The following is a 22,256-nucleotide window of genomic DNA, read 5'->3' as shown; positions in this document are numbered from 1 at the left end:
AGGAGGCGATTGCGATGGCCACGCCCGTCCGGCGCCACCGCGGTGGCGCCCTGCAGGAAAGGCCCGTCTGGGCACCCACCCCTGTCAATCCCCTGGTCGAGTTCGACGAACTGCTCAACCAGATGAGCGGCCTGCTGGAGTCGACGGTGGGCGCGGCACCCGCGGTTGCGTGGACGCCTCTCGCGGACGTGTCGGAGTCCGAGGACGCGTTCCACATAGAGATCGAACTCCCCGGAGTGAAGAGCAAGGACATCGACGTAGAGGCCAACGGTCCCGAACTCGTGGTCACCGGAGAGATCAAGGAGCGGGAGCGCAAGGGTGTCCTGCGCCGCAGCACCCGCCGCGTCGGAGCCTTCGAGTACCGTTTGCGGCTGCCCGGAGAACTGGACACCCACAAGATCAAGGCTGAGATGCAGGACGGAGTGCTCAGCATCACCGTCCCCAAGGCCGACGTTGCAAAGCCGCGACACGTCGAGATCACCGAGACGAGTGAACGTACCGAGAGCGGCGGCTGAGACGCGAGCGCCGCGGTTCCGGGCGCCTGTCCGGCACTGCGGCCGGGCCGGCGAGGCTTTGGTGGTTCTTCCTGCTGGTCTCGCTGACCTTCTTCGTGGCGTACGCGGGAGCGAACTCGGCCTGTCTGACGGTGAGCGAGGTCCTGAGAATCGCCGACCGCACCGCCCGCCGCCGGGAGTAGGAGCGCGCCGGAGCCCGCCGTACCGCCCGGGCGCCGGACCGGGCAGCACCCTGTACTCGCCGAGGATGGCCGGCACCGCGGGCACGGCAGGTCCTACGTCCGCCATGGCCGAACAGCGCCTCGACGACGAGAACAGATGACCCACGCGCTCCAAGAAGCCGACCCGACGAGCGGCGACCGACTCGAACAGGCGGTGGGCGGCCGTTCCTGGGGCCCCGGCGCTTCCGCCGTGCCCTGCGGGAGTCTCGGGCCAACGGCCTTGCGAACGGCAGCTACGCGCCGGCGGACGGACCCGGCCGACCCGGCGGCGCACCGGGCGACCCCCATGACCAGCGGTGACCAAGGCAGAAGGAAGTCAGCGATGAAATACGACGGATTCCTCGCCCGTGTGCGCGAGCGAGGCGAGTACAACGACCAGGACGAAGCCGCGGACGTCACCAACGCGGTGCTGGAAGTGCTGGCCCAACGGATCAGCCCGGGAGAGGTCAAGGACCTCGCATCCCAGCTGCCCGGCCCGCTGGGACAAGTCCTGGACCATGCCACGCCGCAGCAGGCGCGAAGCTTTGGGATCGAAGAGTTCTACCGCCGGGTCGCCGAGCGCACCCATGCCCGGCCGCGTACGGCGCAGTGGGACGCCAGCGCGGTCCTGACCACCGTCGCCGACGCTGTCACTGGCGGAGAGCTGAATCAGATCATCAGCCAGCTCCCCTCCAGTTACGCCGTCCTGTTCGGCAAGGCCGACCTCGCGGACTGAGCCCGTGAGGCGCGGTGGTTGCTGGCGTGATGATCGTCTGACAGTTCTATGGGATGGATTTTCGTGGTTCTGCTGCCGTGGGCTTGCGACACCTCGATCACGTCCGCGCTCAGGAAGGCACGGCCAGCGGGTGAGCTGGCCACTGGCTCGGGCTGGCCGACGCTCAGATTCCTGCCCGGCAATGGCACCAGCAGCTCCTGCGCGTAGTCCTGGAGCAGGAGGGTGACGTCACGGCCGCCGCTCCTGGCCACCCCCTCCGCGATCAGCGGGGCGATCAGCTGCGGCGGCATCAGCCGTGAGACGGGGCCGCTGGGTTGACACACCCACCGCCCTGACAGCCGTTCGGGCACTCCGGCTCTTCACGTCTTGCGGTCATCCTCAGGGAGTGTTGCGTCGGGCTTTCAGCGGGTGATCGAGATTGCGGAGGGCGCGAATCCGCTGGATCGGATCACGTGCGGGACGAACAGGATCGCGGCCTCGGCGGCGCGTGCGGTCTCGATCCCGTCGAGGTCCGTGATCCACTCCTGCTGCCGGCTGAGGTCGGCGAGAAGCTCGCGTACGACCTGCTTGGCCTCCGGGTCCTTGCCGGAGAGGAAGGCTGTGGGTGTCCGGGTGAGCGCGGCGGGCACGGTGATCACCGAGTAGAGCACTTCTCTCGTGGTCCGTCGCCCACCGGCCGCGCAAGTCGCCCGGGAGGAAGAAACCGATCAACAGACCGGTCTCGGCGAACAGCACCATACCCACGCCCAGTACGCCGAACGCGCCACGTCGCTGTCCGGGTGGCGTCGGCGGCAGAGCCTGGTGAGCGGTCCGCCACGGTCACCTCGTGCCCGGCCCGGGTGAGGGCTACGGCGAGGCAGCCGCCGACGCGGCCGTTTCCGAGAACGGCGATCGTGGTCATGCTGACGTGGTCCTTCCGGTGCTTGTGGTTCTCGTGGGAGTCACCGCCCGGACCAGTTCGCGGCGGCGCACGATTCCGCCGGAGCGCTCCTGGTCGCCGCGGCGGTGGGGGCCCTGGCGAGGGGTCCTGGTGGGCGCCCTGGCAGCGCTGCGGCTTGCGGCGCAGTCGGGTGAGGTACTGGTCGAGGGTGTTGTCGTGGACCTGGGCGCCTTCGGGCCAGGCACGTCTGCACGAGAAGGGCGGCGATGCGCGCGAACGGATTCCTCTCCCCCGTCATCTTCCTCACCGCCCATCACCGGCTGGCCGACCGGCTGTCCGGGTTCTCGGCCGGAGGGATCGGCCACCGCCTGACATGAGCGGTCTCCGCCACCGGTCACAACCGGCCGTGACCGCCTACCTGGCCGCTGGCCGGATCGACGCCTTCCGGCGGCCGGGACCCAGGGGCGGCCCTCGACGTCGGATATCTGCCTGCCGGCCTCGTCCACCAGCAGCGCCCCGGGAAGCAGGTCCGCTCGCGCCGGAGCGCGAAGGCGAAGGAGGTCCGCGGATGATCCTCGCCCTCGAAGGTTCGGCGGTCGACGGCCCGGCCTACACCGATGTGGTGCTCCTGTGTCGATCTGACGCCGACCGAGTTCCGCCTCCTGGCCACGCTCATGGCGGCTCGAGTACGGCGGCGGAGATGCCCGCGGTGGCCAGCCGCAGGGCGGTGGCGCCGTCCGGTGCGGGCACGGTGTCGAACGCCTCGTCGCGCAGGCCACAGCCCGGCCACCGCAGCGATGACGGGTGACGAGGATGGCGGGAGGCCGGGCAGGTGGCGGCCCTTGAGGATGGTGGTGAGCGCCGCGTACGTATCGAGCACCGCCCCCGGCGAGTGTGGCTCATCGCGCCTTCGTCCTGTGCGTCATCGAGGTGGAACAGCACGGTGATCCACCGGGCCAGCCGTTCCACGTCCGCCGCAGGGCCGTCGGGGATCATTCGGGCCGCCATCCGGTGGAAACCTGCCGCCCGCAAGCGCGCACACTGCGCCGCCGTTGACGCCAGGCCGGTTCTGGCAGCCCATGCTTCCAGCCCGTGCCCGATCCGATCTGCTCGTGGGTGAATCCGGTCCGGCACGGGGATACCCAGCGCGTCTACCGGCACGGTCCCCGCCGTCCCTGCCGCACGGGCAGGCGTGCCGAGCCGGGCGAGCGGGCCGGCGAGCCCTGTACCTGACCGTCAGCCTCAACCGCGGGGCCCATGGCGCTCGGGACAGTGAGCAAGGCGACCCGCGAGCTTCCTTCAAGCCTTTCGCTCAACGCTTCCCCCTCCTGTGCCAGCCTTTGTTGTGCGGTCAGCCACCACACTCATCGATACCCATGACAGGGGCTCGTGTGCGCGAACCGGCAGGTGACGGAGACCGCGTGGTGGCTTCCGCTTCCCGAACACGTGCCTGCTCAGCCAGCCAGCGCGACCGGCATCCGATGACTGTTTGTAAGCACTTCTTTGGGCACCACGGTACGGACCAGAAGTGGCTCCACGGTGTACGAAGTTGATCTGGCTCCACCGCCGACCGGAAAGATCGGTAGAGCCGTGGGCAGACGCCGGTAGGGTGGCCTGTTGTGGACGCGGGGGCAGGAAACAAGATGGTTGCGGTCCCGTCGGGACAGGTGACGCTGTCGGACAGGCGGACGCAGAGCAGTTGGCCGGTCGAGGTCGCGCCGTTTCAGATGTCGGCGTTCTCGGTCACGCAGGCCTGGTACGCACGAGTCACGGGCCGACGGCCGAGTAGCGCCCAGGGTGAGCAGCTGCCGGTTGAGAGTGTTTCGTGGTGGGACGCGGTCCAGTTCTGTAACGCCTTATCCCAACGGGAGGGGCTGACGCCCGCGTATCGCCTGTGCGTCGACGCCGAGACGGCCGAGTGGGGCACCTCCGCAGACGGCTACCGGTTGCCGACCGAGGCCGAATGGGAGCACGCCTGCCGTGCGGGCACTACTGGCCCGCGGTACGGACAGCTCGACGAGGTCGCCTGGTACCAGGGCAATTCCGATGGGCGGATCCATTCCGTCGGCGGCAAGCAGCCCAACGCATTGGGCCTGTACGACATGCTGGGCAACGTGTGGGACTGGTGCTGGGACGTCTACGACGCCGAGGTGTACGGGGCCTACCGGGTGCTCCGTGGTGGTGGATGGGCCGACGAGCACTGGAGCTGCCGGGCGTCGGTGCGGCGGCGCAGCCACCCGACCTTCCGGATCGACGACGTGGGATTTCGCATCGTGCGCTCCACACCACTGCCTCAGCCGTAACAGCCTCATTCCGAATCGATCAGTTGAGCGGGGCGGCTGCGTCCGAGGTCGGCCGACGTGCCCTCTCTGGATTGAATGCACTGGTCCGTCCGACCCGCGACGGCAGGGTTTGTGCGTCGATCACGGTCATGTCGGAGGCCGTGGTGCTTGATCACGGTCGTGCCGGGAGGCCGGGATGGGTTTGTCGCGGACGGAGTTGTTCGCTGCGATCCGGAGGGACAAGCGTCTTGATCCGGAACTGTCGCAGCGGGCTCTGGCGGAAAAGTATGGAGTGCACCGCCGGACGGTGAGGCAGGCCCTGCTGTCTGCGGTTCCGCCGCGGAAGAAACCGGTGCGCCGGGCCGCGGTTTTCGATCCGGCCAAGCCGTGGATCGTCGACGGTGGTGTACGTGTAGCGGAACTGTCCGGTGGCGGCGGAGGCGGATCCAGGTACGGCGAGGAGCAGAGCGGAGGCACTGCAGGCGGCACCGAGCGCTGCGGTGAGGGAGCGGACAGGCACTGGGATCTCTTTCTGCCGGGTGCTTGTGCGGTCAGCGCCAGCGATGCCCACGAAAGCAGCGAGGTAGGCGTTTTGTCCCCCGAAGGTGGAAGCCGAATCGTTGCCTCGCGCAGGTGGATGGCCTGGTCGGCGCTTAACCGAGGCAGTGACGTGAGGCTGGGAGGGCGGCGGGGGAGAGGCCGGGAGGGGCGCGATGCCAGTGGGAACGCCAGCCTCAGTTCGTGCCGCACCTGGAGCGCAGCGCGACCTGACCCGTCTCGACGGAGATCACTGCCCGGAACCGTCCCCTCTCGGCTCGCCTGCCCAGCCCGGCCGGAGATCCCGCCAGTCCGTCCCGGGGCACTTTCCGGGACGGGGCCTGAACGGCCAGGTCGCGAGGTCTGCCAGCGTGAGAACCTGGCGGACCTGGTCGCTGCCGACACCCCGCTGGGAACCGAGCAGGCCGCCGCCAGGCTCCGGGTGCGCCGTGCCGAATATGGTGAGACTCGGCTGAATCCGCTTACCGCAGTCGATCGGGGTCCGGTACAAGCCGGGCCGGGGCCGTTGACGTCGCGCTACACCACGGCGTCCGTCGACGCGTACCCGGAGGCCGACTGGGAGTACCTGCGCGCTGTGGAGAAGGGCCAGCGGTCCCCGCTCGTCACGCTGCAGCCCGCCCCGGCCCGCACCACGCCCGGTACGCACCTCTTCGAGGCCCGGCCGGTGGCTGTCGCCGCACGGGATGGTTGCAACGTTCCGTCCGGGTTCGCGCTCAGGTCGACCAGCAGACCACGGTCGACGAACCACCGCGCCACGAACGCGGTCACGTGTCCCTTCTCGCCGATCACGTGCGGATGCCGAGCTCACCGGCGATCCGGTCCGCCGCGCCGCCGTCGATCGGCGGGGAGGGCATCGCGGCCCGGATGACGTCGGAGAGCGCCTCCACAGCGGCCCGGGACCACTGGTAGGACGACGCGTCGGGCCCCCGCGACGACCCATCGGCTGCCCGGCGGCGCGGATCAGGTCATGCAGCGTGGTCTGGGCGGGGCAGTAGGCGATGCCGTAGGAGATCTCCTCGGGCCGACTGATGCTGCGGCGGGCGATCACCCAGTGGCGGCGGTCGGGTCGGTGCCAGGGCCGGACTTCGACGAGTGTCCATTCGTAGATCCGCGGGCTGCGAGCCCCGGTGCCGCAGAAACGGCGCTTCCTTTTCTGTCAGGCGAGGCCGTTGAACAGGTCGTGGACGGAATGGCCGATCGCCCAGCGGGTGACGGCGGTGTCGTGCCAGGCGATGGCCATGACGTGGAAGACGTCCGCCCGTTCCCAAGCCGACGGGTTCGCGGATCCTCGGGGTGGAATGGCGGGGAACCGGAGGGGGACGTGGCGCCCGCTGGCGGAGTAGCCGACGGGTTAGGGGTGTGACCGAGGTACGCGCCGAAGGGGGGGCAACAAGATGATCTGAAGCCCCTGAGGGCTCGGCCCCCGCATCTCAGAGGGACACGCGCGCTGTTCTGCCAGCGGCAGAACACCGGCCGGGCCAGGCTCGACGATCACTACAGTCCAGTCTCATGACGGCGATTACGACGCGTACGGTCGAGTACCCGGCGGACGGTTTGACGATGATCGGGCACCTCGCGCTCCCGGCCGGTAGCGACCGCCGGCCCGCAGTGTTGCTCGGACCAGAGGGCATGGGGCTCAGCGACGTCGAGCGCCGCCGGGCCGATGCTCTCGCCGAGCTGGGATATGTAGCGCTGGCCTTCGACCTCCACGGCGGGCGCTATTTGAGCGACCCCGAGGAGATGCTGGCTCGTTGCATGCCACTGCTCGCTGATCCCGACCGGATGCGGGGCATCGGTCATGCGGCGCTCGACGTGTTGCGCACCGAATCGCGGACCGACCCCGACCGGATCGCCGCCGTCGGCTACGGCACCGGGGGCGCCATCGCGCTGGAACTCGGGCGCGACGGCGTCAACCTGCGCGCGATCGGGACAGTCAACGCGACTACCACGGGGCGACCGGGCGAGGCAGCGCGCATTCGCTGCCCGGTGTGGGCCGGGGTGGGGTCGGAAGACCCGATCATGCCGCCCGCGCAACGGAACGCGTTCACCGCCGAGATGCAGGCCGCGGGCGTCGACTGGCGCCTCGCGGTCTACGGCGGCGCCTTGCACGCCTTCCACCACCCGCCGGTCGAACATCCCACGGTCCCCGGCGTCGGCTACCACCCACAGCACGCGCAGCGAGCCTGGCGCGACGTCGTCGACCTGCTCGCCGAGTGCCTGCCCGTGACGGAGGGCCTGGGGGCATGATCCAGGCAAACAGCCTGGCGCCAGGCCTGGTACGCGTCGGGCACTGACAGTCCCCTCCCCTCAAGTCCGCACGGCAGAACCACATTCGGTGAGGCCGGTAAGTCTCGCGCGGGCTTCCGTGTTCGGCGACCAGGCCGAACTGGTTCGGCTCGCTGCGAGGGGACAGGGCGTCCAGGATGACGGACACCGTGCCGATCACCTTCTCCGGCTCCCATCCCGCGGATTCGAGTCGCTCCAGGTCAGCGGCCTGAACGAGGGCGACGAGCGGCTTGGAGTGGCGGGCCAGAACGACCTGTTCCCCGCTTGGACGACGCGGTTGACCAACTCCGCAAGCTCGGACCGGGCTGGCGTCACTCAAATCTCAGGGCCATGGCGTATCGTGATTCTGTACATCCTGTACGTTTCACAAGAGCGCTCCGCCGAGGTGACCGCCGCTCCGCCCGGGCGCGCGCCGGGGGAGACGGTCGTGCTGCCCGTCCGGGACGCCCTGGAGGCCCTGCCGGTGCAGGCGGAGGACCGTACCGGCTGCACCCGCGACCAGTTCCGGCACTGGATCGACGCCGACGGCGACGGGTGCAGCACGCGCATTATCTGCACTCTTCGGCCCGGAGTACCGGACCAGGCGTGAGTGACCCGAGACGGAACAGCTTCACCTGTCACTTCCTCCAACCGCCTCGCCCGGACACGATCGGCTCGCTGTCCGCCTTGTACGGCGGTCCCGAGGCGGCGGCGATCGTCGGCCTGGCTGCCAGCCAGGTAAGAAAGGCAAAAACGAACAGCCCCTCTACGATCAAGGAAAGGGGGCCGTATGGCAGCTCCCAGCCGGGTTCGTAGTAGCCGTCCGGCAAGCCGACAGTGCGCGACAGCAGAAAACCGACGATCATGCCGAGGCTGACGAGGGACCCGGTCAGCCATGCGACCATGGGGCGTTTCAAGGTCACCAGTGCCACAGCCACGACGAGCATGACGGCAGTACCCAGGGCGAACAGGACGCCGATGTAGAACTTCTCCTCAAGGTGATCGGGAACGAGGAGAGCATGCAGCACCGCATTGCCGACGGCACAGCCCGCTCCCAGTCCTCTCAGGGTGACTTCGGTGGCAGAGATGGAGTTCATGGTCACTCCAGCCGTTCATGTACACGGAGCAGACGGGCCGGGGAAACCGGCGGCTGCAAGCGGAGAGTACGGCCTCGGCTCACGCCTCGCAGGCGGTGTCCGTCTGCGAGCTGCGGCCCGTCGCGCCGTCGCCGCGCAGTTCGACGCAGCAGGAGCCGGGCTGCGGGGCGAGCACCGCTGTGGTCTTGTCGCTTCCCAGGCCGTGCAGGTAGCCGGCCAGGAAGGCCTGATTGACGGCGCAGACCAATTCCGGGGCCTTGGCCGCCATGGGGTGGAAGGGGCAATTACGCAGCCGCAGCAGGGTGGGCGCAGCGCGCTCCGGCTCGAAGCCGAACTTCTCAAGCGTCTCAGCCGCTACGCTCAGTCCGCGCTCGGCGCCGAGGCGCCCGGGACGCACCCCGCTCGCGTTCGGCACCGCCCAGGCTTTCCCCTCGCGCGTACGCCACGCGGAGCGCGGCGTCGCGGGCCGATTCCTCGTCCGTCTCGGTGAGTACGGCCTCGGTGAGGACGTCGGCCAGCATGCCGTAGCGACGCTCGGGATGTGCACCGCGATGGCCTCGTCCACCGGCTCGTACACCTTGGGCCTACGGCCGACCTTGCGGATACCCGCGGGCGATTCGTAGCGGGCCTGGAGCAGGCTGGCCTCCACCAGCTTGTCCAGGTGGAAGGCCGCCAGCCTGTGGGAGATGCCGAGGCTGTGGGCCGCTTCCTCGCGCGTCACCGGCCGCCGCTCCTGCCGGATGAGCTCGAACATGCAGCGGCGCGTGGGGTCGCCGAGGGCGGCCAAGCTGGTCAACGAGGCGTGATCCAGTCCCACCAGGTCAGTATATCGACCATGGATGTTGGCGAAACTTCGCGCTGATGCTGTTGTGCAGGAGGTGTCGCCTCCTATGAGGTGATACGGAAACGACGCTCGCCGGGATGGCGCCCGATGGAATGGCGCGCGTAATGACTTCCCCAAGCTTCGCTGAAGCCGGACTCCCGCAGCTAGACCGTCAGCGGGGTGCAGTGTCCTCGACGGGCTGCCCAGACGAGGAAGTCACAGTTCCTCACGGGACAGCCCGCATCGCCTTGCGCAGAGCAAGCCGGAGCGACGCGATGGTCTCCTCCGCTTCCTCCCGACGCCGGCGCCCCCCGCTGGCACACCAGTTCAGGAAACGCCCAAGCCGCAACAGGTAGTTACGCTGCGTGTGCGGTGACCTTCCTCGTGCACGCAGGTGAAGTGAAAAGTCGCGAGCTTCTGGGTGCATCTCGAAAGTCTGGTCCTCCACGAGGACCATGGTCACAGCCCCCGTACTTGGCGAGATGGCCCTCTCCATGCACAACATCGAATACTCCTGGGTCGTTCTTGTACCTCACAGAATCATCACTTTCTGTGAAGCATGGCAGGCAGGAGCACCTGTGGCACATGTGACTCAGCCCTCCTGAAGCAGTCCAGATAACGCGTAACGAGGTCCTTCTGGAGGAGGCGGTGACCGCCCCCGAGCAGGGCGCCCGCTGCCGGCTGACCGGAGGCGTCTGGTACTCCGCCTACGACGACACCTACTTCGAGGTCGCGCGCGCCCTGGACATCGACCACCTCGTGCCCCTCGCCGAATCGTGGGACTCCGGAGCCTCCGCCTGGAGCCCGGCGGAGCGGGAGGCCTACGCCAACGACCTCGGCGACCCGCGGGCCCTGATCGCGGTGTCGGCGGCGTCCAACCGGTCGAAGGCCGACCAGGACCCGGCCACCTGGCAGCCTCCGGCCGCCGGCTACCGCTGCACCTACGCCACCGACTGGATCGCGGTGAAGACCCGGTGGGGGCTCACGGTCGACTCCACCGAGCGCAGCGCGCTCGCCGCCGTCCTGGACGGCTGCCCCAACACGCCCGTCGAGGTCACCCTGGCCCGCTGACCGGTGCCGGCCGCAGGGCGGCAGACTGGGGGGTGAGCGCTCGTGTTCAGGTTCTCGGCCGGGGGAGTACGCCGGGGCGGACCGGCACGATCTCCACGTCGGTGCAACGGGCGTTCTCGAGTTCGGCCCGCCGCCGTGCGGCGGTGGGCTCGTCGTGGGCGACGGCGGAGGCCCGCGGTATGCCGTCGGGCCTGGTCCAGGTGAGTCCGTAGTTCTGCATCGTGATCGTCATAGGGGACATCATCCCGGCCGGCACTGACAGCGAATGATTCCGGCCGTGATCTTTTCCTGTGGCTGGTTTGTGGTGCATGGTGGTGCGCACGGGCCCCCCTTCCCCCGGGGTGGCGCCCCTTGCCGGGTCCTGCCGTCTTCCCCCGGGCGGCAGGACCCGCCGCGCCTCCCTACCCCTCCCCGCGGGAGGCCATGCGGCTGCCTGCGGGGACGTCAGGTGCAGCCCGGGCCGCCGGGTCATAGCCTGGACCTCTCGGGGCTGTCGCGGAGGTCCCCCATGCCCCGAACCATATGGTCAGGAGCCATCAGCTTCGGCCTGGTCACGGCACCTATCCACGTCCAGTCCGGCACCGAGGGCCACTCGATCCACTTCTACCAGTACCATCTGGACGATACGGTTTCCGTGGAGCTCATCGCCGGTTTGGATCACCGTGGTCGGTGCAACAGGTGTGGCACCATCACCGGTTCGGATGAGACACCAGTACCGGGTGCGTCTGAGTGGAGGGTCAGTCGCCGACCGGGAAGAAGTCTTCACGCCCGTCATGACGACGTATGGGTCTCCCAGCGGACCGTCGCCACCACCTGGTGAACTCGGCCGCCGGCTCGGGTCTGACCCGGTCTCGACGGCCCGTTCATGGCGAACCCCGTGGTGAGGACCTGTCCCGGCGACTGGGGGAACCGGCTGTGCTTGTCGCACCCTCGGACCGGTGTAGGGGGTCCGGGGGTTACGGCTGGCTGATCGTGAGGAGTGATTTGATCGCGCGGCGCTCGTCCATGGCGGCGTAGGCGTCGGCGATGTGGTCGAGGTCGGTGGAGTAGTCGAAGACGAGTCCGGGATTGATCGTTCCATCCAGGACGTGTTGCAGCAGCTCGGGGATGTAGTGGTGGGCGGGGGCGACACCGCCCTTGATGCCGATGTTCTTCCAGAAGAGGGTCTTGTACTCGAACTTCTCGTAGAGCGGGACGCCGACGGCGCCGATCATGCCTCCGGCGCGGACGATCCCGGCGGCCGTTTCGATGGACTGGTCGGTGCCGACGCATTCGAGCGCGGCGTCGACGCCGGCGCCGTCGGTGAGGCCGAGGACGGCCGTGACGGCGTCGTCCCCGCGTTCGGCGACGATGTCGGTGGCGCCGAACTCCTTCGCGAGGGCCTGCCGGTCGGCGTGACGGCTGAGCGCGATGATCCGGCCGGCGCCGAGGAGCTTGGCGGCCAGCACGGCCGAGAGGCCGACTGCGCCGTCCCCGACGACGGCGACGGTGTCGCCCTGCTTCACGCCCGCGCTCACGGCGGCGTGGTAGCCGGTGCACATGACGTCGGAAAGTGCGGTGAAAGAGGCGAGCTGGGCGTCGGTGAACCCGTCGGCCGACGCGGGGACCTTCACGAGGGTCGCGTCGGCGTAGGGCGCGCGGACCTTCTCACCCTGGCCGCCGTCACTGTCGCCGTCGCCGAAGGCCCCTCCGTGCTCGCAGTCGGATTCGAACCCGGCCCGGCAGGCAGGGCAGGTGCCGTCGTTGTAGGTGAAGGGGGCGATGACGAAGTCGCCGACCGCAAGGTTCTTCACATCCTCGCCGACCGCTTCGACGACGCCGATGTACTCGTGGCCGATGCTGCCCACCTTGTGGGGGTTGATGCCGCGGTAGTACCAGAGGTCGGAGCCGCAGACGCAGCCGCGCACGACGCGGACGACGGCGTCGGACGGCTCCTGGATGGTGGGGTCAGGGCGCTGGCCGAGCTCGATGTGCTTCTCGCCTCGGAAGATGGCTGCCTTCATGACGGTCTCCTCAGATGTCGGAGTTCGGCTGTCAGGGGGGTGTGGGTGTGACGTCGCAGGTCGGCGCGGACACGCTCGGGTTCTGCCTGCGGTTGTGGTCCGGGCCGGTCGAGGGCGCCGTCGAGGTCGCCCGGCCGGTCGGGTTCGGCTGCGAGGAACGCGCCCGGCCAGTCGGTGAGGGCCGGGCCGTCGGCCGAGAAGACCTCCACGGTCCTGCCCCTCGCCGACTCGGTCAGCAGGGCCTGGACGATCGTCTCGGCGACGTGGTCGCGGCGCACGGGCCCGTACTCGGTCAGGTCGCCCTGGCGCAGGTCCACCTGCTGGTGAGAGCTGCTGCGGGCGTCGAACCAGCCGGGCCGGACGATCGTGTACGGCAGGCCGCTGACCCGCAGGAGGCGCTCACCGCGCCGCTTCCACTCCAGCAGCTCCCGCGACTGCCCGCCGCTGGCCGTGACCCCGATCGAACTCATCAGCACCACGGGCAGCCGATGTCCGTCCAGGGCGTCGAGCACCGCGGGGACGGCGCCGTAGTCGACCGCGGCGTGGTCGCCGGACCCGTGGGGCGCACCGTGGGTCATCACGACGGCGTCGACGCCCGCGACGGCGGCGCGCACGGCCGTCGGGTCGGCCAGCTCGCCTGCCACCACCTCGACACCAGCGGGCAGCGACCGCCGGGCGCGGGCGGGGTCGCGGGTGAGCACGCGCGGCAGGCGACCCAGCTCGAGCAGGCGGGAAGCGACGAGGCGTCCGATACTGCCCGTGCCCCCGACGATCAGGACGCGGTTCATGTCCGAAGGGGCTGCTTGTGTCATGCCGTCAGCCCCTTGAAGGTCGATCCGTCGATCACGAACCGGTAGCGGATGTCGGAGGCGTTGATCCGCTCGTAGGCGGTGTTGATGTCCTTGGCGCCGATCAGCTCGATGTCGGCGGTGACCTTGTGCTCGGCGGCGAAGTCGAGCATCTCTTGCGTCTCGGCGATACCCCCGAACAGGGAGCCGGCGTAGGAGCGCCCGTTCTGCAGCAGGGGGAAGACGTCCAGTGGCATCGGCTGTGTGGTGACACCCACGCTGATCATGGTGCCGTGCAGAGGCAGAAGGCCGAGGTAGTCCGCCAGTGAGATCGGCGCGCTGACGGTGTTGAGGATGAGGTCGAAGGTGTTGGCCAGCTCGGTGAAGGCGGTGCCGTCACCGGTCGCGGCGTAGTGGTCGGCGCCGAGGGCCGCGGCGGCTTGACGCTTGCTGTCCGACCGGGACAGCACGGTGACCTCGGCACCCATGGCCTTGGCCATCTTCACGCCGAGGTGGCCCAGTCCGCCGAGGCCGACGACCGCGACCTTGGTGCCGGGACCGGCGGCGAACCGCTTGAGCGGCGCGTAGACAGTGATGCCCGCGCACAGCAGCGGCGCGGCGGCGGCCGGGTCGAGGTTCTCGGGCACGCGGACGACGAAGTCCTCGGGGGCGACGACCGCCTCGGAGCAGCCGCCCTGGGTGTGGGCGCCGGGCTCGGCGGGGTCTGGGCTGCCGAAGACGAGGGTGTGCCCGCCCAGGCAGTACTGCTCCTGTCCGGCCCGGCAGTTGGCGCACGCGCGGCAGGAGTTGGCCATGCAGCCGATGTCGACCAGGTCGCCGACCTGGTGGCGGGTGACGGCCGAGCCGGTTTCGGTGACGCGGCCGACGATCTCGTGCCCGGGGACGAGCGGGCTGATCGGGAGCGGGCCGAAGGAGCCGTCGACGAAGTTCATGTCGGAATGGCAGATCCCGCAGTACAGAGTGTCGATCTGGACGTCGTGGGGGCCGACGTCACGGCGCTCGATGGTGACGGGGGCGAGTGGCCGGCCGGCCTCGTGGGCGCCGAACGCGCTGACGGTGGTGGGCACGGTGGTTCCTTCTTGCAGGTCGTACAGGGGTGAAGGTCAGGCTTCGGGGATGGCGCGGCCGTAGGCGGCGAGGGTGACGTTCTCGGGCTCGGGACCGCCGCGCCGGCCGGTCTCCGGCGCGTCCAGCGCAGCCAGCTCGTCTGCCGAGAGGTCGAAGTCGAAGACGTCGATGTTCTCGGCGATCCGGTGGCGCTTGGTGGACTTGGGGATGACCGAGCGGCCCTGCTGCAAGCCCCAGCGCAGCAGCACCTGCGCGGGGCTCTTGCCGTGCGTCTCGGCGATGGCAGTGACGGCCGGGTCCTGAAGGACGCTGCGGCGGTCCTCGCCGTAGCCGGGGTAGAAGGTGATGCCCCCGATGGGGGACCACGCCTGGTTGAGGATGTGGTGCCGGTCGTCGAAGTCGAGCACCTCGCGCTGCTGGAAGTAGGGGTGGATCTCCAGCTGGTTGACCGCCGGCACGACGGACGTCGCATCGAGCAGCGTGGTCAGGTGGTAGACCATGAAGTTGCTGACGCCGATCGCGCGGACCTTGCCGTCGGCCAGGAGCTTCTCCAGGGCGCGGTAGGCGTCGAGGGTCTTGTCGAACTCGGACGGCAGCGCCTGGTGCAGGATCAGCAGGTCGATCTGGTCGACGCCGAGCTTTGCGGCGCTCTTGTCGAAGCCGTGCAGGGTCTCCTCGTAGCCGTAGTCGCTGATCCAGATCTTGGTTTCGACGAAGATCTCGTCGCGGGGCACTGCGGAGTCGCGGATGGCCTGGCCGACCTCGCGTTCGTTGCCGTAGGCGGCGGCGGTGTCGATGTGCCGGTAGCCCAGCTCCAGCGCGGCCGTGACCGCAGCGGTCGTCTCGTCGGGCGGGGTCTGGAAGACGCCGAGACCGAGGGCGGGCATCTCGACGCCGTTGTTGAGAGTGAGGGTCTGCATCACGTAGTCCTTTGCTTGCGGGACGCCCGTGCGGGCACGATCAGGGTGAGGACGGCGACGGCGGCCAGGGCGAGCAGGACGGCGGAGCCCGTCAGCGCGGTGCCGGAGCGGGCCGCGATGTCGGCGGCCGCGTGATGGGTGGAGACGGTGGCGGCCACGGCGGTGAGGATGCTCAGGGCCAGTGCGCTGCCGATCTGGTGCACCGTGTTGACCAGGCCCGAGCCGGCCCCCGCGTCCTCAGGTGCGACGCCGTCGACGCCGCTGGAGGTCATCGGGGCCAGTGCCAGGCCCTGGCCGGCGCCGATGACCACCATCGGCAGGGCCACTCCGGTCAGGTAGGGGGTGTGCAGGTCCAGGCGGCTGAGCCAGGCCATGCCCACGGTCGTCAGCACGACCCCCGCGGCGAGTACCCGGGGCCTGCCGAACCTCTCCAGCAGCCGGGGCACGCGGATGGCGAAGACGAAGTTGACCAGCGTCATCGGCAGGAAGGCCAGGCCGGCCTGCAGCGGCGTCCAGTGGTAGACGCTCTGCACGAACTGCGCGGTGAAGAAGAAGAACCCGATCATCGCGCCCATGTAGAGCATCCGGGTGACGTAGGCGCCGGACCGCTCCCGGCTCGCGAACAGCCGCAGCGGCACGATCGGCTGCGCGGCCCGCCGCTCCACCCCGACGAACAGGGCCAGCAGCACCGCGCCCGCTGCGAGGGGGAGCCAGGTGGCCGGTGCCGTCCAGCCGTGGTCGGCCGCGTCGACGATGCCCAGTACGAGCGCGGTCGATCCCACGGTTGCCAGCAGCGCCCCGGCCACGTCGAACCGGCCGCCGTGACGCTCGGTCTCGGGCAGGAAGCGGACCGCCAGCACCATCATCACGATGCCGATGGGGACGTTCAGGAAGAACCCGGCCCGCCACGAGATCAGGTCCGCGACCAGACCTCCGACGACCAGCCCGAACGCCGCGCCGAGGCCGGCCACTGCGCTGTAGGCGGCCATGGCCCGGTTGCGGGCCTGGCCCTCCGCGAAGCTGCGCGTGAGCAGGGAGAGCGCGGACGGGGCAAGAACGGCGGCGCCGACGCCCTGCAGCGCCCGGGCCGCGATCAGCCACCAGGCGCTCTGGGCGGCGCCCACGAGCAGCGAGGCCAGCGAGAAGACCACCAGCGAGTACAGGAAGACCTTGCGGTGGCCGAAGAGATCACCGGCGCGTGCTCCCAGGAGCAGCAGCCCGCCGAAGACCAGCACGTAGGCGTTGGTGATCCACGACAGGCCCGTCTCGGAAAAGCCCATGTCGGAGCGGATCTGCGGCAGCCCGGTGAACACGATCGAGTTGTCCAGGATGACCATGAAGTAGCTGATGCAGATGACCGCCAGGATCAGCGTCGAACGGGCCGGTCCCCCGGAGGAACCCCGCAGCTGGCGGCGCGGGGCGATGGTCCTGCCGCCGCTCGGCCCGCCCGGACGGCTCGAGTCGGGGACTGGCCCGGCGGGGGCGGCGCCGGTGTCGTGGGTGGCTGCTGAGCGCACGGTCTTCCTCGCGTCGATCGGGAGTGCGGCCCGATCCCGGGCCGCCCGTCTGTGGCGTCTTCCAGGTAACGGCACCTTGAGGGGGCAGTGGGAGTCACTGCTCTTCCAGGTACTGGCAGTACCTCGCAGGCCCCTCCGGGCCGACCTACCGTGGAGGAGCCGGCACACCGAGCAGACCGACCGGGAGGAGTGCGCCGTGCCCCTCTGCCCGTAGTCAGGTCCGGCCCGGCGGCCGACGCGACCAGCCCGGTCAGAGCCGGGCCCCCACACCAGGAAATGAGCATGACCGACCACACCAAGAAGGACGTGGCCGCCGAGGTGCGGGAGTTCCTCAGCACCCGGCGGGCCAGGATCACCCCCGAGCAGGCCGGGCTGCCGGTCTACGGCGGGAACCGCCGTGTCGCCGGGCTGCGGCGCGAAGAGGTCGCCCTGCTGGCAGGCATGAGCGTGGACTATTACGTCCGTCTGGAGCGCGGCAACCTCGCCGGCGCCTCGGAGTCGGTCCTCGAAGCCCTCGCGCACGCCCTGCAGCTCAACGAGGCCGAACGCACCCACCTCTACGACCTCGCCCGCGCGTCGACTCCGGCCGGGCGGCGGCCCACCGCGACGTCATCCCGGGTACGGCCCACGATCCTGCGGCTGCTCGACTCGATGACCGGCGTCCCCGCCTTCGTGCGCAACGCCCGCTTCGACACCGTGGCCGCCAACGCCCTGGGCCGGGCGCTGTACGCGCCGCTCTTCGACTCACCGCTGTTCGCGCAGCGCGGGCCGGTCAACAGCGCCCGCTTCCTGTTCCTGGATCCCGCAGCCCAAGACTTCTGGGTCGACTGGGACAAGGGAGCCGACGACGCGGTCGCCTTCCTGCGCACCGAAACCGGCCGCGCGCCGCACGACAAGGCGCTGACGGACCTGATCGGAGAGCTGACGGCCAAGAGCGACGAGTTCGCCCGCCGCTGGGCCCGCCACGATGTGAAGTTCCACCGGTCCGGAGTGAAGAGGTTCCGTCACCCGCTGGTCGGCACCCTCGCCCTGCCCTACGAAGCGATGGACCTGCCGTCCGACCCCGGCTTGCGCCTCAACTTCTACACACCCGAGCCGGACTCCCCCGAACAGCAGGCCCTGAACCTGCTCGCGAGCTGGACGACCACCGGCACGGTCGTACCCTCCGCAAACGACTGACCCCCCACATGAAAGAGGAGAACCACTCCATGCAGTACCGGCCGCTGGGCCGTACCGGCGTCCAGGTCAGCCCGCTGTGCCTGGGCGCGATGATGTTCGGCCCCTGGGGCAACGAGGACGAGACCGACTCCATCCGGATCATCCACCGCGCCCTCGACGCGGGCGTCAACTTCGTCGACACCGCGGACGTCTACTCCGCCGGCGTCTCGGAGGAGATCGTCGGCAAGGCGCTGAAGGGCCGACGCGAGGACGTCTTCCTGGCCACCAAGTTCTTCATGCCCATGGACCAGAACGACCCCAACCAGCGCGGCGGTTCGCGCCGCTGGACCATCCGCGCGGTCGAGAACTCCCTGCGGCGGCTCGGCACCGACCACATCGACCTCTACCAGGTCCACCGGCCCAGCCCCGACACCGACGTCTCCGAGACCCTCGGCGCCCTCACCGACCTCGTCCGCCAGGGCAAGGTCCGCTACATCGGCTCCTCGTCCTACTCCGGCTCGCAGATCGTCGAGGCCCAGTGGACCTCGCGCGAGCGAAACCTGGAGCGCTTCGTCACCGAGCAGCCGCCCTACTCGATCCTGGTCCGCGGCATCGAGGAAGACGTGCTGCCCACCGTGCGCCGCCACGGCATGGGCGCCCTCACCTACAGCCCGCTCTCGGGTGGCTGGCTCTCGGGCCGCTACCGCAAGAACGTCACCGAAGGCCCCGCCTCGGCCGCCCGCCCCCAGGCTCGCTTCGACATGAACACCCCCGCCAACCAGCGCAAACTCGACGCCGTCGAACAGCTCGCCATCCTGGCGGATAAGGCAGGCATCTCCCTGATCGAGCTCGCCGTCGCCTTCGTCATCAACCACCCCGGCGTCACGTCGGCGATCATCGGACCGCGCACCATGGAACAGCTGGAGGCGTTCCTGCCCGCGGCCGACCTCACCCTCTCCTCTGACATCCTCGACGCCATCGACGAGATCGTCGCACCGGGCGTCACGGTCAACCCGGTCGACAACAGCTACGGAGACTTCGAACTCCGTGCCGACCAGCGGCGACGCTGATGCGTCCCACTGTGACCGGAGGCCGGTTCCAAAGCTGAGCGCCGTAGTGGCGAGCGGTGCCAGGTAAGTCACTCAGTCACACCGACCACCTGGTGCAGACGCAAGCCGCATGGAACGCCGCCTAAGACGCTCGCAGCACCCCGCTCCAACGAACGACCAATCCGGCGCCACTCTGTGCTGCTCCCGTCCGCACGGCTGTGATGGCACCAGTACTGGTAGGGCCGCCCGCTCGGTGCCGGCGGCCGTATGTGTGTGTTTTGCGCTGGCAGGTGGTGCAGGGGCCGGGCCGGCCTGGCTGCCCAGGCAGGTCAGCGCGGACGGGTCGGGTTCGGTGACCGGGGGCGGGGGAGTCGGTGTCATCGGCGGGGGTCCTTCGGGCGGTATGCGGGTGGGGGCGGGATACCTCCGTCGGATAAGTCGATGATGTCGAGGAGGGTCTCGGGCCGGCAGTGGGTGCAGGCGCGCAGTCCGCCGGCCGGGAGGCGGCGGGCTTCGTCATGGCTGACCGGGCGGCGTCGGCTGCCGGTCATGCGGCAGTCGCCGGCGTGGACCTGGACGGGCGGGCGGCCGGTGCTGATGCCGAGTTCGACGAGCCACTGCGGGGGTTCGGGCCGGCTGCGCCGGCCGTGGTCGGTTTCGGCCTGGCGCTGCTGCACGGCGGCGATCTTGGTGTCGATGCGGGTCAGCCACATCGTGTGCCATACGCGCATTCTGTGGAATCAGTTGAGTCCGGCCCACAGCAGTTTGGCCCAGACGTCGTCAGCGATCACCCGGGGACTCGGGCGATCAAGTCGTTGATCGTGCGTGGCACGGCAAGAGCCCGAAGCGGGTCAAACCTGCGGGGCAGCCACTCCCATTCCTGGATGTCCCGGAAAAAGACCCTTACGGCACGGACGAGGCCAGCCTTCGATCCGGCTCGGAGGGGCTGACCGACGCGGTCTTGGTAGCCGCTGGCGCGCACCACATAGTCGCCGATCTTCATGCGGTCGACGGCCGCGATCCAGGCCACGCACGTCTGCCGGGTCCAGGCGGCGGGATCTTCAGCCCCCGGCTGTTCCGAGGCGATCCACCGGCCGGCCTTCAGCAGCGCGGCTCGGGTATTCAGGCGGTGCCGGCGCGTCAGGGTTGTCGTAGACGTCCACCGCTCCACCCACTCAGCCCACCCTGGTGGAACCCCGACATCGCCGACCCTCTCAGACGCTGAGCGCAAGATCGGTGACTCGCAGAAGCCAAGTTCGGCAATGGCCCGCTGTACTGCGAACAAGACCCTCGTCCCGTCGTCGGTCAGAAGCTCCTCTCGCCGGACGCGGTCGAAGAATGATGTGGTGAGGTCGCTGCTGTGGGGCTGCGGTTGAGCAGGAAGAGCTGGCTCATGACCGAAGGCACGCCCTTGTCGTGCTCCTTGCCGTATTGGTAACCCCAGCCGGTCAGCACAGCACGAACCCGTCCGATCTCTTCCTCGACCAGCTGACGTCCGAAGATGCGGCAGGCCAGCGTCAGCCGGTCGAACCGCCCGAGCTGATGGAAGCCGGCGAAACCGCCCAGATGGTAGGCGTGCCCGCACAAGAACGGCCGCACGGCCCCCTCGGCCCAGTCGGGCACCTGGTCCCGAAAAGCTTTGTGGCTGTGGCCGAGGAGGTCCAGCCATTCCTGATCGGTCCAGTCCCAGTACGCGCGGCCAACGTCCGCGCACCGCAGAATCACGACGGCGACGGCGTCGTTCATGGCTCGCGTCATGTGCATGGTGGGCGGCGTGTCGAAGCTGGCGTCGACGTCCTGCATAGGCTGGATGAGACGGCTGATGACAGCCCACTGAGGTGCATCGGGATTGTGATAGCGCAGTCGACGCAGGTTCCGCAGGCCCAGCTCGCGGATGGCCCACCGCTCTGCCTCCGACAGCACCGGTGAGTGGTGACCGCGGCGCGGGCCGATCGAGGAGTGCCAGCGCCTGTTCGCTTGTTCAGGCAGGGAAGCGGTCGTCATCGCGAAGCTCCTCCCGCCGCGGCCTTCGATATGTCCGCCTCAGCGAGCATCTGGACCCGCCAGGAGTGAATGTGATCCATCCCGGTCTTCAACTTCTCGGCAAGGTCACGGCCGGACAGGTGGATGTACTGGAGGGTGGAGTCGGTGTGACGGTGGCCGGCGAAAGATGCAATCGCGTGCAACTCCCAGCCCATCCGGGCCAGATCGGTCAGGCACAGGTGCCGGGTGGTGTGTGTGGAGAAGCGCGGGACACCGGAAGCCAGGGCAATCTGGCGTACCACCGTCGACCACGTCCACAGGCTCAGCGGCTGTGCGTAGTTGCGCCGCGACTCCGACAGGAACAGCGGCCCTCGCGCCCGGCTGACGGTGGCCCGGTGAGCGAGGTAGGCCGACAGCAGCACGCTGGTCGACGCCGAGCAGGGAACCACCCGCTCAAGCCGGTTCTTCGTCGTCTCCGCCCGTATCCGCAGCGTGCGGTGGGCTGGATCCACATCATCGGTCCGGAGCGAGCACAATTCTTCGCGCCGTAGCGCGGCGTCATAGGCCAGAGCGAGCATCACACGGTTGCGGATCGACTCTTGCCGGGCCACCTCCAGGATGCGCAGCCACTCGTGTTCGCCAGGGATCCACGGCAGCTTCGTCAGCCGCGGCACCAGGCCGCGCTGCTGACCGCCGGCCCGTCGGCCGGGGGTGTAACGGCCCCGACCGACGGGGTTGGACTCCCGCAGGCCCTCCTCCAGCAGGAAGTCGTAGAACAGGCGGACTGGTACCAGGCGCTGCCGGATCGTGGCGTTGGCCAGCCCAGCTCCCGAGTCGATCGAGACCACGTTCGCACCGCGGTAGTGAGGCCGCGAGGCCAACTCCCGCACATAGACGGCGATATGCGCCCGGCTCCAGCGACCGGGTCGATGCCTTCCCGCTCGCACATCAATAGGTACTCGGCCAGTCCACGGCCGTAGGCGTCGATCGTGCGCGGCGCACGTCCCAAATCCGTCCAGACCGACAGCCAGGCCGCTGCCTGCTCGTGTCGGCCGAGCACCGGCCACTTCTCCGTCAGCACCGTCGTGGCGCTCAAGCGATCTCCCAAGTCCGTGGTTGCACCGAGGAGACGTGATCACCCCGACAGATTCCACGTAACTTTTAGGGTGTGCAGGTGCTCCAGGCCGGGCGGCAGGGGCCCGGCGTACTTTTCCCATGGGTCCCGGAAAACGCCGAACGCCTGCCGGAGCAGGAGCGGGTGATCTCACCGGCGCCGCCAGAGCCTGATCGGGGCGACGGTGACCGTCCCGTGGAAGACGTAG

The 22,256-nt window shown here is 69.3% G+C and carries 20 protein-coding genes and 7 pseudogenes; 10 read left to right on the top strand and 17 right to left on the bottom strand.

The window, feature by feature from the left end; genetic code table 11:
• Window positions 1–14 precede the first annotated feature (14 nt).
• The gene (locus tag ACFYWQ_RS42600) at window positions 15–515 is read left to right on the top strand and encodes an Hsp20/alpha crystallin family protein (protein WP_389525942.1); all 501 of its coding nucleotides are present in this window, start codon (window positions 15–17) and stop codon (window positions 513–515) included.
• A 543-nt stretch (window positions 516–1,058) separates the two neighbouring features.
• Entirely contained in the window at window positions 1,059–1,451 is a 393-nt protein-coding gene (locus tag ACFYWQ_RS42595) for a DUF2267 domain-containing protein (protein WP_350854399.1), read from the top strand.
• Window positions 1,452–1,852: 401 nt separating this feature from the next.
• Here ACFYWQ_RS42595 and ACFYWQ_RS42590 read toward each other — a convergent pair.
• Together ACFYWQ_RS42590 and ACFYWQ_RS42585 are read right to left on the bottom strand one after the other, a co-directional pair.
• Window positions 1,853–2,352 (bottom strand): annotated as a pseudogene (locus ACFYWQ_RS42590) (NAD(P)-binding domain-containing protein).
• Window positions 2,353–2,505: 153 nt separating this feature from the next.
• Window positions 2,506–2,580: pseudogene (locus ACFYWQ_RS42585) on the bottom strand (DNA-binding response regulator); the annotation flags it as partial.
• 11 nt (window positions 2,581–2,591) lie between these two features.
• Between ACFYWQ_RS42585 and ACFYWQ_RS42580 the strand changes: the two are divergent.
• Window positions 2,592–2,687: pseudogene (locus tag ACFYWQ_RS42580) on the top strand (DNA-binding response regulator); the annotation flags it as partial.
• 96 nt (window positions 2,688–2,783) lie between these two features.
• Here ACFYWQ_RS42580 and ACFYWQ_RS42575 read toward each other — a convergent pair.
• Window positions 2,784–2,876: pseudogene (locus tag ACFYWQ_RS42575) on the bottom strand (3'(2'),5'-bisphosphate nucleotidase CysQ); the annotation flags it as partial.
• A gap of 1,098 nt (window positions 2,877–3,974) precedes the next feature.
• Here ACFYWQ_RS42575 and ACFYWQ_RS42570 point away from each other — a divergent pair.
• Window positions 3,975–4,634 (top strand): formylglycine-generating enzyme family protein, encoded by a 660-nt coding sequence (locus tag ACFYWQ_RS42570; protein ID WP_389525939.1) that lies wholly within the window; start codon window positions 3,975–3,977, stop codon window positions 4,632–4,634.
• 1,053 nt (window positions 4,635–5,687) lie between these two features.
• Here the strand turns inward: ACFYWQ_RS42570 and ACFYWQ_RS42565 are convergent.
• Both ACFYWQ_RS42565 and ACFYWQ_RS42560 read right to left on the bottom strand, forming a co-directional pair.
• A complete protein-coding gene (locus tag ACFYWQ_RS42565) occupies window positions 5,688–5,939 on the bottom strand; it encodes a hypothetical protein (protein WP_389525936.1) in 252 nt (83 codons plus the stop codon).
• Window positions 5,940–6,029: 90 nt separating this feature from the next.
• Window positions 6,030–6,435: pseudogene (locus tag ACFYWQ_RS42560) on the bottom strand (IS701 family transposase); the annotation flags it as partial.
• A gap of 245 nt (window positions 6,436–6,680) precedes the next feature.
• Here ACFYWQ_RS42560 and ACFYWQ_RS42555 point away from each other — a divergent pair.
• Both ACFYWQ_RS42555 and ACFYWQ_RS42550 read left to right on the top strand, forming a co-directional pair.
• Entirely contained in the window at window positions 6,681–7,418 is a 738-nt protein-coding gene (locus ACFYWQ_RS42555; protein WP_389525933.1) for a dienelactone hydrolase family protein, read from the top strand.
• A 379-nt stretch (window positions 7,419–7,797) separates the two neighbouring features.
• The gene (locus tag ACFYWQ_RS42550; protein WP_389525930.1) at window positions 7,798–8,046 is read left to right on the top strand and encodes a hypothetical protein; all 249 of its coding nucleotides are present in this window, start codon (window positions 7,798–7,800) and stop codon (window positions 8,044–8,046) included.
• A 28-nt stretch (window positions 8,047–8,074) separates the two neighbouring features.
• Here ACFYWQ_RS42550 and ACFYWQ_RS42545 read toward each other — a convergent pair whose 3' ends face one another.
• Together ACFYWQ_RS42545 and ACFYWQ_RS42540 are read right to left on the bottom strand one after the other, a co-directional pair.
• Complete coding sequence (locus ACFYWQ_RS42545; RefSeq protein WP_389525927.1) at window positions 8,075–8,533, bottom strand: hypothetical protein; 459 nt, start codon at window positions 8,531–8,533, stop codon at window positions 8,075–8,077.
• A gap of 79 nt (window positions 8,534–8,612) precedes the next feature.
• Complete coding sequence (locus ACFYWQ_RS42540) at window positions 8,613–9,329, bottom strand: helix-turn-helix transcriptional regulator (protein WP_389525925.1); 717 nt, start codon at window positions 9,327–9,329, stop codon at window positions 8,613–8,615.
• 645 nt (window positions 9,330–9,974) lie between these two features.
• On the opposite strand from ACFYWQ_RS42540, the pseudogene ACFYWQ_RS42535 reads away from it, so the two are divergent.
• Window positions 9,975–10,427, top strand: a pseudogene (locus ACFYWQ_RS42535) (HNH endonuclease family protein); the annotation flags it as partial.
• Window positions 10,428–10,473: 46 nt separating this feature from the next.
• Here the strand turns inward: ACFYWQ_RS42535 and ACFYWQ_RS42530 are convergent.
• Window positions 10,474–10,659 carry a hypothetical protein gene (locus ACFYWQ_RS42530; protein ID WP_389525922.1) on the bottom strand — a complete coding sequence of 62 codons (186 nt, stop codon included), beginning with the start codon at window positions 10,657–10,659 and terminating at the stop codon, window positions 10,474–10,476.
• Window positions 10,660–10,935: 276 nt separating this feature from the next.
• Between ACFYWQ_RS42530 and ACFYWQ_RS42525 the strand changes: the two are divergent.
• Window positions 10,936–11,052 (top strand): annotated as a pseudogene (locus ACFYWQ_RS42525) (Ku protein); the annotation flags it as partial.
• Between the two features lie 331 nt (window positions 11,053–11,383).
• Here the strand turns inward: ACFYWQ_RS42525 and ACFYWQ_RS42520 are convergent.
• The 5 genes from ACFYWQ_RS42520 to ACFYWQ_RS42500 are packed head-to-tail and all read right to left on the bottom strand — an operon-like array spanning window position 11,384 to window position 16,744.
• Window positions 11,384–12,430: a zinc-binding dehydrogenase gene (locus ACFYWQ_RS42520; RefSeq protein ID WP_389525919.1), complete on the bottom strand. Its 1,047-nt coding sequence runs from the start codon at window positions 12,428–12,430 to the stop codon at window positions 11,384–11,386.
• Entirely contained in the window at window positions 12,427–13,242 is an 816-nt protein-coding gene (locus ACFYWQ_RS42515; protein ID WP_389525916.1) for an SDR family oxidoreductase, read from the bottom strand. Before ACFYWQ_RS42515 ends, ACFYWQ_RS42520 begins: the two co-directional genes overlap by 4 nt.
• Window positions 13,239–14,306: an NAD(P)-dependent alcohol dehydrogenase gene (locus tag ACFYWQ_RS42510; RefSeq protein WP_389525913.1), complete on the bottom strand. Its 1,068-nt coding sequence runs from the start codon at window positions 14,304–14,306 to the stop codon at window positions 13,239–13,241. Before ACFYWQ_RS42510 ends, ACFYWQ_RS42515 begins: the two co-directional genes overlap by 4 nt.
• A 36-nt stretch (window positions 14,307–14,342) precedes the next feature.
• Window positions 14,343–15,227 carry an aldo/keto reductase gene (locus ACFYWQ_RS42505; protein WP_389525911.1) on the bottom strand — a complete coding sequence of 295 codons (885 nt, stop codon included), beginning with the start codon at window positions 15,225–15,227 and terminating at the stop codon, window positions 14,343–14,345.
• The gene (locus tag ACFYWQ_RS42500; protein WP_389525908.1) at window positions 15,227–16,744 is read right to left on the bottom strand and encodes an MFS transporter; all 1,518 of its coding nucleotides are present in this window, start codon (window positions 16,742–16,744) and stop codon (window positions 15,227–15,229) included. The genes ACFYWQ_RS42505 and ACFYWQ_RS42500 overlap by 1 nt, the downstream gene beginning before the upstream one ends.
• Before the next feature lie 282 nt (window positions 16,745–17,026).
• Between ACFYWQ_RS42500 and ACFYWQ_RS42495 the strand changes: the two genes are divergently transcribed.
• Window positions 17,027–17,923: a helix-turn-helix transcriptional regulator gene (locus ACFYWQ_RS42495; protein ID WP_389525905.1), complete on the top strand. Its 897-nt coding sequence runs from the start codon at window positions 17,027–17,029 to the stop codon at window positions 17,921–17,923.
• A gap of 29 nt (window positions 17,924–17,952) precedes the next feature.
• Entirely contained in the window at window positions 17,953–18,972 is a 1,020-nt protein-coding gene (locus ACFYWQ_RS42490) for an aldo/keto reductase (protein WP_389526007.1), read from the top strand.
• A gap of 356 nt (window positions 18,973–19,328) precedes the next feature.
• On the opposite strand, the gene ACFYWQ_RS42485 is transcribed toward ACFYWQ_RS42490, so the two are convergent.
• The 4 genes from ACFYWQ_RS42485 to ACFYWQ_RS42470 form a co-directional block, all read right to left on the bottom strand.
• Complete coding sequence (locus ACFYWQ_RS42485; protein ID WP_389525902.1) at window positions 19,329–19,682, bottom strand: DUF6233 domain-containing protein; 354 nt, start codon at window positions 19,680–19,682, stop codon at window positions 19,329–19,331.
• 56 nt (window positions 19,683–19,738) lie between these two features.
• Window positions 19,739–20,122 carry a hypothetical protein gene (locus ACFYWQ_RS42480; RefSeq protein ID WP_389525900.1) on the bottom strand — a complete coding sequence of 128 codons (384 nt, stop codon included), beginning with the start codon at window positions 20,120–20,122 and terminating at the stop codon, window positions 19,739–19,741.
• 134 nt (window positions 20,123–20,256) lie between these two features.
• The gene (locus tag ACFYWQ_RS42475; protein WP_389525897.1) at window positions 20,257–20,955 is read right to left on the bottom strand and encodes a hypothetical protein; all 699 of its coding nucleotides are present in this window, start codon (window positions 20,953–20,955) and stop codon (window positions 20,257–20,259) included.
• Window positions 20,952–21,782: a tyrosine-type recombinase/integrase gene (locus ACFYWQ_RS42470; RefSeq protein ID WP_389525894.1), complete on the bottom strand. Its 831-nt coding sequence runs from the start codon at window positions 21,780–21,782 to the stop codon at window positions 20,952–20,954. Before ACFYWQ_RS42470 ends, ACFYWQ_RS42475 begins: the two co-directional genes overlap by 4 nt.
• Between the last annotated feature and the right edge of the window lie 474 nt (window positions 21,783–22,256).

Origin of the sequence: Streptomyces sp. NPDC003247 (genome assembly GCF_042888135.1) — a bacterium.
Classification (GTDB): domain Bacteria; phylum Actinomycetota; class Actinomycetes; order Streptomycetales; family Streptomycetaceae; genus Streptomyces.
Note: the sequence above shows the minus strand (reverse complement) of the source record. Positions and strands in the feature narration are given on the sequence as shown.